Below are 11,870 nucleotides of genomic sequence, written 5' to 3'. Positions count from 1 at the left end.
TCCGCATGCAGGGTGTGACTGGAGTGAGACCGCGATCGCCCTGCCCGCCTGCTCAGCGGCGATACGGGATCCAGGCGGACGGCGGTCGCGGGCCTGGTCGCCCGTCGCGTCCGCCGGTCATGCCCCCTCGCAGGCCCAGCACAGAAACCATTCCCCCCAAGAGGCCGCCGGACGGCGGCCATCGGTCCGCAACCCAAGCAGATCCGGACTGACGCGATCAAGACTCGACGACTGGTCTAGACGACTTTCGGTCCGGATTTGGCGATTTCGGAACGCTCGGGAGCGGACCTGGCCCCACCTGGCGTTCAGCGGCGCAGGTCCGCCTCGTTCGCCGCCGCGATGACGCGGTCGTGTTCGGTGCGGGTGAACAGGTTCTCGGACAGCCAGCGGCCCGCGAGGGTGCGTACGGCGCGTACGAAGTGGGCGGCGGTCGGGAAGGGGGCCTGCTGCCACAGGAGGTCGAGGAAGGTCCGGCCGTCGGCGCGGGCGTGGTTCGGCACGCCCGCGTCGGACCCGCCGAACACGATCGCGGGTTCGGAGCGTCTGAAGTAGGCGTGGTAGGGGGCGTCGTCGCCGATGTGGAAGGGGGCGAGGGTCAGGTCGTGCGTGGTGAAGTGCAGGGGGCGGGTCGTCGGCTTGATCGCGTCGGCCAGGTCGCCGCGGAGGGTGAAGTCCTTGTAGAAGGAGAAGGTGCGGAACTGCTGTTCCGGGCTCCGGGCCGTCAGGAGGAGCGGGCCGTAGAAGAGTGACTGGACGGTCGGATCGTCCAGGGCGCGTTCGATGCGCAGGTGGTAGGGCGTCGAGATGCGGACGCGGTCCCCCCGGCGCCAGTTCCTGTTCAGGGTGAGGTAGGTGCCGGGCTCGGCTTCGGCCCGGTGCGGGGCTCCGTTGACGGTGACCGTGACGCCCGCCGTGGCCCAGGAGGGGACGCGGAGTTTCAGGGCGAGCGGGCCTCCCCCCTCGCGGAAGGTCAGGGTGCGTACGCCCCCCGCCGGGTAGTCGCTCGTCTGCTCGATGACGAGGCCCCGTTCCGGCCAGCGCAGGGTGGAGGCCAGGTAGAGATTGACGTACAGGGCCCTGCCGTCGGCGGAGCGGAAGTAGACAGAGTCCTGGTACTTGGTGTGGTTCTCCATGCCGGTGCCGCCGCAGCAGGTGCCGGTGTTGCCGTACTGGCGCCGTACGCCCGGGCCCATGCCGACGAAGTAGGTGACCTCGGGGCTGTCGGTACCGGGGGCGTCCCGGCGCGAGGCGAGGATGTGATTGGTCAGGCCCCGCTCGTAGTAGTCCATGTAGGCGGGGTCGGGGTCGTGGAAGAAGAGCTGCCGGCTCAGCTTGAGCATGTTGTACGTCGCGCAGGTCTCGGCGTTCTTGTCGTCCAGGGTGGCCGCGATGGCGCCGCGGGCGCGGAACATCTCGCCCTGCCCGGTGCCGCCCAGGGCGTACGTGCGGGGGCCCGCGACCATGCCCCAGAAGTTGCGGGCCGCGGCGGCGTAGCTCTCCTCGCCGGTGTGGTCGAACAGGCGGAGGTAGCCGGTGAACTGAGGGATGTGCTGGTTGGCGTGTCTGCCCTCCAGGATGTCGCGGTTCTCCGCGCAGGCGGTCAGCAGCGCGGTGTTGTCGAAGCAGCGGGCGGCGGCGAGGTGTTCCGCCCGGCCGGTGAGGGCGTACAGGTCCGTCATGACCTCGTTCATGCCGCCGTACTCACCGGCGATGTAGATCGACCACATGCGCTCCAGTTGGGCCTTGGGGAGGTGGCCCAGCCGGCTGTGCACCCAGTCGCCCATCTTCGCGGCGATGGTCAGCGCCTGTCGGTTGCCGGCCAGGGTGTGGGCGTCCAGGAGCCCGCGCATGATCTTGTGGCAGGTGTAGTACGGCGCCCAGATGGTGGGGTACGTCGTGTAGCTCTCCAGGAGGATGAACTGGGTTTCCGGGTAGGCCGCCAGGTAGCCGGGGTGACTCGGCTTCGGGGTGCCGTGTTCGGCGAGGGCCTGCTGGCATTCGCCGAGGGCGGTGACCAGGTGGTCGAGCTTGGACTTGAGGGCGGCCTCGCGTGTGTCGGCGTATGCCTGGGCGACGAGGGTGAGGAAGTGGCCGCCGTAGTGGCCGCGCAGGTTGCCGTCGGCCGTTTCCCAGCCGCCCGGCGGGCGCGCGCCGCGGGTGTCGAGTCCCGCGTTGGCGCGGAAGACCGCCAGGATGCGGTCGGCCGGGTACGTGCGGGCGTAGTCGAGCATCAGGTCGCGCTTGGTGCGGAAGACGCCTCCGCCGAGGCTGACCTCGTGCAGGGCGAAGGGCCGCACCGGCCAGTCGGGCTGGGCGGGCAGCGCTCCCCCGGCCTTCGCCGTGGAGGTCGCCGGGGCGGCGTGGGCGGCTTCGGCCAGGGGCCCGGAGGCCAGGAGCGGGGTGGCCGCGGCACCGGCGGTCAGGCTCAGCACGCGGCGCCGGGTGGGTGGCTGGGACATGGCGCACTCCGATCGTCGTGGATCGTCAGCGGATGGAGAGGGCCCCTCCGGGGCGAGGGTCATCCGGGGGCGTCACGGTGACCGTGGCCGTGGCGCGTTGCGAGGTGCCCGGCACGGTTCCCCCGACCTCGAAGGTTCCGGGGCCGGCGTACTGGTCCGGGTCCACCGGGTCCCAGGTCACCTGTGTGCGGCTGTCCTTGGAGCCGTCGTTGTACGTGGCGACCACCGTGGCGGGGAGCGTGGGGGGCCTGCCCGGGCGGGTGGTGACGCGTTCCCCGGCGATGCTGGTGATCTCCACCGCACCGTTGAGCCGGACCCATACGGTGGCGGTGACCGGCCGCGCGGTGCGGTCGGCGAGGCCGGTGACCGTCACGCTGGTGCCGCCCTCGGCGACCTGGTCCTCGGTCAGGGCCGGCCAGGCCACCGGGGAGCGCGCCGTGGAGCCGTCGGCGTACACCAGCGTCACCTGCTCGGGCAGGTCGGGGACGGTGCCGCGGAGGGTGGGGATGTGGGTCTCGCGCACCGACTCCGGTGTCTCGGCGTAGACCTTCCACTCCTGTACGCCGAGGGCGAGGTTCGGGTGTCCGGTGAGCTTCGCCCGCAGGGCGGTGGTGGTGACCGGGGTGAAGGTGGTCCGGTTGTAGCGGTCCTCGGCGGTGCCGTAGCCGCTGGGGCCGGGGACCTCGCGCCAGGTGTCGCCGTCGCGGTACTCGATGACCCAGGACTCGGGCACGCCCACGCCGTCGGCCGCGCCGGGCTGCGCGTCGCGGAAGAAGTACAGGTCGGAGCCGGCCACGCGGACGGGGTCGTCCCACGTGTACTGGACCCACTGGGTGCCCTTCTGCGGCCAGCTCCCCCAGCGCGGGGCGTCCGAGGACGAAGCGGGTTCGCGGCCGTCGTTGACCGCGGTCACCGACTCCCAGCCGGAGGTGTAGGACGCGGTGGGGGTCGCGGACGGTGCCAGGTTCACCTGGCCGTCCCCCAGCTCCCCGACCTTCACCACGACCCGCTTCGACGACGTCGACCGGCCGTCGTCGGCGGTGAGTTCCAGGGCGTAGGTGCCCGCCTCGGTGAACCGGGCGACGGTCGTGGCGGCGCGCGGGTCGTCGAAGATGACGGTGCCGCCGTCCGGGCCGTCGGCCGCCTTCCAGGAGGCGGACAGTGCGCCCTGCGGCAGTCCGTCGTCCTCGACGATGCCCGTGAGCCTGACCTGGCCCGGGCGGGTGTACGTCGTGTCCCGCCAGGCCTCGACGTAGGGCGGCCGGTTGCGGGCCGCCGGCGGGCGCGCGCCGGTGTCGTGGGCCTGGATCTCCTTCAGGCCGCTGGTGTGGCCGTCGCGGTGGCGCAGCAGCACCCGCAGCTTGGCCGTGCTCACCTCCTTGAAGCGGACCTGGTTGAGGTTGGCCCGCGGGTAGGGCGGTGACTTGGCAGGTCCTGGGACGGCCTGCCACTCGCCGTTCCCGTCCTGGTACTGCACGGTGTAGAGGGCGGGTTCGGCGTATCCGCCGGGCCGTTTGTCGCTGTAGAAGTGGAGCCGGACGTCGTCGACCGTGCGTTGGCGGCCGAAGTCGAGCTCGTACCAGTCCTCGGTGTTGCCCGAGCCGCGGGCGCCCCAGTAGGGCTCGTTGACGGTGAAGCCGTCGACGGCACCGGCCACACCGTGTCCGTCGGCCTGGTGGGAGGCGCGGGCGGTGGCGCCGGCGGCGAGGTTGTCCCCGGCCCTGCCGGTGAGGTCCCGGCCGGCCTTGGCGAACAGGTCGGTGACGCGGTCCTTCCGGCCGTAGGTGACGTCCTGCGGGCTCGCGACCGCCGTACGCAGGCCGGTGGTCTTCGCCTTGGCCCCTCCCCCGTCGGGGAAGGTGACCTTGCGGGTGGCGGGGTCGTAGACGAGGTGGGCGAGGCGGTCGGCGGTGAGGGCGAGCTTCCCGTCGAGGTAGACGGAGTACCCCTCGGGGACCTGGCGGCCGTACGGCCGTTTCCCGTCGCCCGGTTCGTCCCACACGACGGCGACGTCCGTGCCGCGGTAGTTGATGTCGGTGACCGCGAAGTGCGGCCAGTCGACGTCGATCGGCTCCAGCTCGATCTTCCGGTCCGTGCGCGGCCGGAAGCCCATCGCGTCCTCGATGACCGTCCAGTTGGTGGTGCCGAGGATGGTGTGGTGGATCCAGGAGCGGTAGCCGATCTTCTGCGGTTCGGCGGTGCCGTCGGCCCAGAACTCGTTCTGGTCGGGCCACCGGTTGTCGCCGTCGATGTAGTGGGCCCAGGCGTTCCAGGACAGCAGTTTCTTGTACCACGTGCTGTCGATGTACTTGTTCGGGTACATCCGCAGCACCGAGGACAGGAAACGGAAGGTGACGGTGGAGTTGATGACGGAGAAGTTGTTGCTCCCCGGGTGCCCCTGTTCCGCCGCCTCCGCCTTGTCCGCCTGGTTGGCGGTGAAGAACGGGAAGACGGGGTACTGCTTCACGTCCGCCCACAGGCGCAGCGCTTCGAGGTACTGCGGGTCCTCGTCCGGGGTGGGCATCAGGCCCACGCTGTACGGGTAGTAGTTGTTGATCTCCTTCCAGGGCACCAGGGTGTCGCTCGCGACGTGCCGGTGCTTGAGCAGCTTGTCCTTCGGGTCCCAGAGGTGTTCGAGGACGGCCTTCCGCACGCGGTTCGCCGTCGCGCGCATCTCGTCGGCCTTCGCGCTCTCGCCGAGCAGGTCGTAGGCGCGGGCCGCCGCTGTCGCGTTGCTGTAGACGTAGGCGGATTCGGCGCGGTCCAGGTTCCCGGGCTTCCAGTCGAAGGACACCGCGTCGGCGTCGTTGCCGGTCATGGCGCCCCAGTCGTATTCGATCAGGCCGTTGCCGTCCTCGTCGTAGTTCTCCAACTGGCCGCGGACGTCCTTCTCCGCGTAGCGGGCGAGGTTGCGCACGATGCCGTCGGGGCCGCCGTGCACCTGGTAGGAGCGCCAGGCCGCCTCGGAGATGTACTGGGTGTAGCTGTTGGACCAGTTCTCCGGGTCGCCGGGGTTGTCGGTGTACTTGCCGTTCTTCGAGACCTCTCCGGCGGACACCCACGGGCCGTAGGAGTAGGCCGGGTCGCGCAGGTACTTGAGGTCGTCGACGAACATGCCGACCGTCAGAGCGATCGCGTTGTTGTAACCGAGCACGCCCTCCATGGAGGTGGGGAACTGGTAGTCGTTGCCCGGGATGTCGGCGTCGAGGTAGTTGTAACGCAGCAGCCACCAGCGGTAGTACAGCGTCTTCTCGATGTTGTCGTCGGGGATGTCGAGGTAGGGCAGGTTCTCGGCCCACCAGCGGTTGTACGTCTGCACGTGCCGGCGGAAGGCCGTGGCCGGGGAGGCGGTGCGCACGGAGTCGTACTGAGGCCGGGAGTCGGTGATCTCCTCGGTGACGAAACCGAGTTGGACCTTGGTGGTGAGAGTGCGGCCCGCGGGCAGGGTGAGCGTGCGCGTCAGGGAGTCGTCCTCGGGGGTGAAGCCGTCACCGCTGAGGCGGGGGAAGACGGTCGTGAGGTCGTTTTTCGCGGGCACCGCGCCGGTGAGCTCCCGGCCCTCGGCGGTCGTCGCGTACGGGGACGTGGCGCGCAGCCGGACTTCGCGGCGCTCAGACCCTGCATTGGTGAGGGCCAGGTTCGTGACGGCGACGTTGGCCTCGGTGATGAACTTGGTCTGTGTCACCTTCAGGCCGGTGGCCTCGTGCGTGAACTCGCTGCGCCAGTAGCTGGGCGTCTGTGTGCGGGCGCCGGTGTCCTCCCGGAGGGTGAGGTTCTCACCGTCGGCGTTCAGGGTGAGCGTGTAGGCGGAGCGGTTGTCGATGCTCTCCCAGTAGGCGACCTTGCCGGCGAACCCCAGCCTCGCGGGCTCGTGTTCCTTCATGAACACGGCGCGCCCCCGGGTGAACAGCCAGTCGCCTGCCGGGTCCTGGCCCTTGCGGGCCAGCATCCGGTCCATCCAGAAGTCGGTGCCGTCCCCCGCCCTCCGGTCGGCCTCGTACTGGGCGCGCAGGGTGCGGTGGACGGTGAAGCCGGCCGGGAGGGCGGGGACGGGGTCGTCCGTTCCGGAGTAGACCGGGTAGCCGATCGCCGAGTTGTCCGCCGCGGCCGGGGTGGTCGCGGTGAGCGGGACGAGGAGGCCCAGGGCCAGCGCTGCGGCCAGGGTGCCGCGGCGGTGCCGTCTTCGCGGTGCGGGCACGACTACCTCCGGGTGGGCGTCGTCGGGGGCGGGGGTGTGGTCGGGGACTGGGTGGTCGGCAGCCACACGCGCATGGTCGAGGGGCCGCGGTTCGCCCAGGAGTGGTACGGGACGAGCGTGATCCCCGTGCGGTCGGCCGCCGGTTCGGTGGCCCGGTCGAGCGGGCTGTACGGCCATGCGGTGTCGTGCGGGTCGGCGGGGGCGGCGAGTTCGCCGGGGGCGACGACCGTGCCGTCGGGCCCGTCCTCCGGTTCGGCGGACGGGTCCACGCGGAGCGCGCCGACGTCGTGTCCGTCGGGCAGGTCGGTGGACTCGGCGCAGTAGACGAGGGGGCCGCGCTGGACGGCCACCGTGCCGCGAGTCGCGTCGATGCGCGGGTCGGAACCGATCCAGTGCGGCGCGACGGGCAGTTCGAGGCGTATCTCGTCGCCGGGCCGGAAGACCCGCGTGAGCCGCGCCGTGCCCGGGGCGACCGTACGGCGTTGCCCGTCCGGGTCGACCAGCCGGGCGGTCGCGCCCGCCGCCCACGCGGGGACGCGCAGGGACAGGGTCCAGGGGCGGGCCGGAGAGCGGCTGATCCGCACGGCGACGGTCCCGCCGGACGGGTAGTCGGTGCGGACCCGCAGCGCCACGCCCTGCCCGTCGGCGAGGGACGTGGCGAGCTCCGCGTCGGCGTACTGGTGCAGTTGAACACCGCTGTCGTCCGTGGTCGCCAGATACGCGGGCAGTTGGGCGAGGGTGCGCGCCACGTTGGTCGGGCAGCACGACACGGCGAACCAGGGGGCGCGCAGGCCCGAGTCGGCGCGGGCGCTGGCGCGGTCCCCGGGAGGCACGGTGCCGCGGTGGCGGCGGTGCAGGGTGTTGGCGTAGAAGAAGGCCCGCCCGTCCTCGGACGGGGACGTGGCGATCACGTTGAACAGGGTCCGCTCGGCCAGGTCGGCGAAGCGCGGTTCGCCGGTGGCGAGCAGCAGCCGCCAGGCGAGCAGCACGGAGGCGACACCGGCGCAGGTCTCCGAGTAGGCGCGGTCCGGGGGCAGGACGAAGTCGTCGCCGAAGGACTCGTCGCGGTGGTGCGAGCCCATCCCGCCGGTCAGATAGGTCCGCCGGGCGACCGTGGCCTCCCACTGCCGTACGACGGCGGCGAGCAGGGCGTCGTCGCCGGTCTCCACGGCCACGTCGACGGCGCCGGCCGCGAGGTAGAGGGCGCGGACGGCGTGGCCGCGCAGTACTCCGGCCCGGCGGACGGGCAGGTCGTCCTGGAAGTAGGCGCGGCCGAACTCGATGTCGGCGAGGGTGCCGTGGCCGCGCCGGTCGACGAACAGCGCGGCCTGGTCGAGATAGCGCTGCTCCCCTGTCAGCCGGGCGAGTTCCACGAGGGCCGTCTCGATCTGCGGGTGTCCGCAGATGCCCGGGTTGCCTCCCGGGCCGAAGGAGGCGCAGACGTGGTCGGCGGCCCGGCGGGCGATCTTCACCAGCTCGCCCTCGCCCCGGGCGCGGGCCTGGGCGACTCCCGCCTGGATGAGGTGGCCATGACAGTAGAGTTCGTGTCCCCATTCGAGGTCGCTGTAGCGGGACTGCTGACCGGGGCGGCCGAAGGCGGTGTTCAGATAGCCGTCCGGGGCTTGGGCGGGGGCGATCACGTCGGTGAGTGCGGTGATCTCCGCATCGTGGGACCCGCCCTCCCACGCCATGGCTTCGAGCAGCTTGTACGTCTCGGAGTCGGCGAACTCCCGGCCGCGCCGGTCGCGGTGGATCCGGCCCTCGGCGGCGGCCCGGAAGTTGCCGGTCCAACCCTCGCGTTCCATCCAGTCGCGGCAGTGTCCGAGCGTCGCGGTCGCGTTGGTGTGGCGGCGCCGGGCCCAGAAGCCCCCGGTGATCCTCACCTCGTCGAGGCCGAGCGGGCGCAGCCGGCCGCGGGTCGGCGCCACCGGCAGGGCGGATGACCGCGCTGTGTTCTCCCTCACCAGTTCATGCCTTCGGTTCGTCCCTTCGGTCATGGTCGGCTTCCGTGCGCCTCAGCCCTTGAGCGCGCCGGACATGAAGCCCCTGATGTAGTGCCGTTGCAGGAGCAGGAACAGCAGCAGGCAGGGCACGGCGAGGACCACCACGCCCGCCTCGGTCGCGCCGTAGTCGACGGCTCCCATGCTCTGCTGCCGCAGGTTGGCGACGGCCAGGGGCAGGGGTGCCTTCTCGCTGTCGGAGATGAGGATCAGCGGTGCGATGAAGTCGTTCCAGGCCGCGAGGAACGCGAAGAGCCCCACGGTGATCAGCCCCGGCCGCACCGCCGGGAGCAGGACCCGGCGCAGCGCGCCCGCCGTGCCGCAGCCGTCGACGAGGGCCGACTCCTCCAGTTCGCGCGGTACGGCCTCGAAGGAGATCCGCATCATGAAGGTGGCGAACGGCAGTTGGAACATCGCGAGGACCAGGCTCAGCCCGATCAGCGAGTTCTCCAGGTGGAGCCGGCCCAGCAGGACGTAGAGGGGGATGAGGAGCGTCGCGTACGGGACCATGAGGATGGCCAGGGTGACCAGGAACAGCAGGTTCTTGCCGGGGAAGTCGAAGCGGGCGAAGGCGTAGCCGCCGAGCAGGGACACGCCGAGGGTCAGGGCGACGGTCAGGACCGACACGATGGTGCTGTTGAGGAGGTACCGCCACAGGCCCGCGTCGTAGTCGAGCAGGGTCCGGTAGTTGCCGAGGCCGTAGCCGGACTGCTGGGCGGTGCCGGGCTGGCCGCTGACCGACGCCCAGGCGTTCCACAGCAGGGGGAAGAGGAAGATGACGGCGAGGCTCGCGGCGACGACGTAGTAGGGCGTGCGGCCGAGGGCGCGGGTGAGCACCGTGGTGTCCCTTCTGGGCGCGGCGGGGTTCATGAGTCGTCGGCGTTGCGCAGGCCGCGGAACTGGATGGCGTTCAGCAGGAGCAGCACGGCCAGGACGACGATCGACAGGGCGGCCGCGGTGCCGAGGTTCAGCCGCTGGAAGGCCTCCCGGTAGATCAACTGGACGATGGTGACTGTGCTGTTGTCCGGCCCGCCCTTGGTGAGGATGAAGAACTGGTCGAAGGCGAGCAGGGAGCCGGTCACGCACAGCAGCAGGCACAGGGCGAGGGAGGGCCGCAGCAGCGGCAGGGTGATGGAGCGGAAGATCTGGCCGCGGCTGGCGCCGTCCATCCGGGCCGCCTCGTACACCTCGTGCGGGATGCGCTGGAGGCCGACGAGCAGGATCAGCATGTAGAAGCCGGCGAACTTCCAGACGATGAGGAAGACCGTCGACAGCAGGGCCGAGTTCGGGGTGCCGAGGAAGGACACCGGGTCGTCGACCAGGCCGAGCTTCGCCGGCAGGCGGCTGAGGGGGCCGGTGGTGGGGCTGTAAAGGCCCCAGAACAGCAGGGAGGCGGAGGCCAGCCCGAGGGCGCTGGGCAGGAAGTAGACCGTACGGAAGAAGCCGGCTCCGGGGCGGGATTCCTGCACGAGCAGGGCGAGGCCCAGCGCCAGGGCGAGGAGTACGGCCGTGACGATGACGGTGTAGAGAAGGGTGAAGCGGATCGCGGGCCAGAACAGGGTGCTGCCGGTGATGTCGCTGTAGTTCTCGGGGGCGTTGACGCCGCGGTCTCCCGCCAGCAGCGGCCAGTCGCTGAGCGACATCTGCCCCACCAGCAGCAGCGGCAGCAGGAAGAAGACCGCGACGAAGACGGCCGTGGGGGCCGCATAGGCCAGGCCCTTGGCCCTGCGGGACCGCCACCAGCGCGGGGCGGCGGCCGGGGACGGGCGTCGGGGTGGCACTCGGGGTTCGGCGGCCGTTCGGTCGGGCGCCTTGACCTGCATGGCTCTCCTCTGCCGGACGACGTGGAAGGGGGCGGGGCCAGGCGCTCAGTCGGCCAGGGAGGCGGTGACCGCCTCGTTGTCCTTCCCGACGGACGTCCCGTCGCCGAAGACCGCGCCTCGCATCAGGGTCAGCCAGGGCCCGTTGGGGTCGTTGAAGGTCTGTCCGAACTTCAGGGCGTACGGAGTGCGGCCGTGGGCGACGAGTTCATTGATGGTGACCAGCCGCGGGTCGGCCTTCGAGTGCTTGTTGGACGCGAGGTCGGTGCGGGCCACCACATCCTTGTGCGCGGCGACCACATCGACCTGGGCCTTGTCGCCCAGGGACCAGGCGAGGAAGTTCCAGGCCTGGTCGGCCGATTCACTCGTGGCGGAGATGCCGATGGCGTCGCCGCCGACGAAGGTGGACTTGCCGCCGTCGGGTCCGGGGATGGGCGCGACACCGAGGTCCAGGTCCTCGGGCATGAGCCCGAGCGTGGTCGACGGCATGGGCATCACGCCGACCTTGCCCTTGGGGAAGACGCCGGTCCAGGTCGTGCCCGTCTCGTCGCGCGCGCCGGGGGCGACGATGTCGTCCCGCACCCAGCCGCGGTACGTGTCGTAGACCTTCTTCGCGGCGCCGGAGGCGAGGTTCGCCTCGGTGCCCTCCTCGTTCAGGACGTCCTCGCCGGCGGCCCAGACGGACGGCCACCAGGTGAAGACGCCGCAGCCGCCGCAGTTGCCGCCGAAGAAGGTGCCGTCGACGCCGCCGCCCAGCGCGTCCACGGCCCGGGCCTGCCGGTCCCACTCGCGCAGGGTGGCGGGCGGCTTCTCGGGATCGAGCTCGGCCTTCCGGTAGAGGTCCTTGTTGTAGAAGAGCACCGACAGGTCGAGGGTGTGCGGGACCACGTACTTCTTGTCCTCGTACGTGCCGGCCTTGATGTGCGACTGGGCGAGGTGCTCGGCGAAGGGCAGGGCGTCGACGCGCTCGGTCAGGTCGGCGAAGAGGCCGCTGGAGGTGTAGTTGGGCACGAACACGACGTCGGAGGCGAACAGGTCGGGCAGGTCCTTGGATCCGGCTGCCGCGCCGACCTTGGCCTGGTAGTCGTCGGTGGGGACGACCGTCAGCTCGATCTTGTTCTTGTGGCTCGCGTTGTACGCCGCGACCAGGGCCTCGCTCTGCGGCCGGGTCGCCGCACGCGTCCACATCGTCAGCTTCGTGCCGTCGTCGACACCCTTGGCATCCGCCGCTCCCCCTCCTCCCCCGCCGCCCGAGCCGCCGTCCCCCGACCCGCAGGCCGTCACCAGGCTCGCGGCGGCGAGCAGCGCGGTGATGCCGGTGACTAGGCGGCGCAGGTGTCCACGTGGTCCGGCCGTGCTCCCCATGGTCGATCCCCTCGTGTCGCGGCGGACC

General features: G+C 71.2%; 6 protein-coding genes. All 6 read right to left on the bottom strand.

Going from position 1 to position 11,870, the window contains the following annotated elements:
• Nucleotides 1-305 precede the first annotated feature (305 nt).
• From CP976_RS41140 to CP976_RS41115, 6 genes are read right to left on the bottom strand one after another with little or no spacing between them, the layout of a single operon-like run.
• Nucleotides 306-2,459, bottom strand: coding sequence for a glycoside hydrolase family 127 protein (locus tag CP976_RS41140; protein ID WP_190146963.1), 2,154 nt, complete (start codon nucleotides 2,457-2,459; stop codon nucleotides 306-308).
• Nucleotides 2,460-2,484: 25 nt separating this feature from the next.
• Nucleotides 2,485-6,723, bottom strand: a complete 4,239-nt coding sequence (locus CP976_RS41135) for an Ig-like domain-containing protein (protein WP_150484930.1) — start codon at nucleotides 6,721-6,723, stop codon at nucleotides 2,485-2,487.
• The gene (locus tag CP976_RS41130; RefSeq protein ID WP_150484929.1) at nucleotides 6,660-8,654 is read right to left on the bottom strand and encodes a glycoside hydrolase family 127 protein; all 1,995 of its coding nucleotides are present in this window, start codon (nucleotides 8,652-8,654) and stop codon (nucleotides 6,660-6,662) included. Before CP976_RS41130 ends, CP976_RS41135 begins: the two co-directional genes overlap by 64 nt.
• 18 nt (nucleotides 8,655-8,672) lie before the next feature.
• Nucleotides 8,673-9,494, bottom strand: coding sequence for a carbohydrate ABC transporter permease (locus CP976_RS41125; protein ID WP_150485725.1), 822 nt, complete (start codon nucleotides 9,492-9,494; stop codon nucleotides 8,673-8,675).
• A 29-nt stretch (nucleotides 9,495-9,523) separates the two neighbouring features.
• Entirely contained in the window at nucleotides 9,524-10,480 is a 957-nt protein-coding gene (locus CP976_RS41120) for a carbohydrate ABC transporter permease (RefSeq protein WP_150484928.1), read from the bottom strand.
• A 45-nt stretch (nucleotides 10,481-10,525) separates the two neighbouring features.
• Nucleotides 10,526-11,842, bottom strand: a complete 1,317-nt coding sequence (locus CP976_RS41115) for an ABC transporter substrate-binding protein (RefSeq protein ID WP_150484927.1) — start codon at nucleotides 11,840-11,842, stop codon at nucleotides 10,526-10,528.
• Nucleotides 11,843-11,870: the final 28 nt, after the last annotated feature.

The organism is Streptomyces coeruleorubidus (genome assembly GCF_008705135.1).
In the GTDB taxonomy this organism is placed as follows: domain Bacteria; phylum Actinomycetota; class Actinomycetes; order Streptomycetales; family Streptomycetaceae; genus Streptomyces; species Streptomyces coeruleofuscus.
This window is presented reverse-complemented; position numbering and strand designations above follow the sequence as displayed.

What these genes read in the sequence shown, in the direction of transcription:
- CP976_RS41140 (WP_190146963.1), bottom strand. Translation starts at nt 2,459, where the DNA reads ATGTCCCAGCCACCCACCCGGCGCCGCGTGCTGAGCCTGACCGCCGGT.
- CP976_RS41130 (WP_150484929.1), bottom strand. Translation starts at nt 8,654, where the DNA reads ATGACCGAAGGGACGAACCGAAGGCATGAACTGGTGAGGGAGAACACA.
- CP976_RS41120 (WP_150484928.1), bottom strand. Translation starts at nt 10,480, where the DNA reads ATGCAGGTCAAGGCGCCCGACCGAACGGCCGCCGAACCCCGAGTGCCA.
- CP976_RS41115 (WP_150484927.1), bottom strand. Translation starts at nt 11,842, where the DNA reads ATGGGGAGCACGGCCGGACCACGTGGACACCTGCGCCGCCTAGTCACC.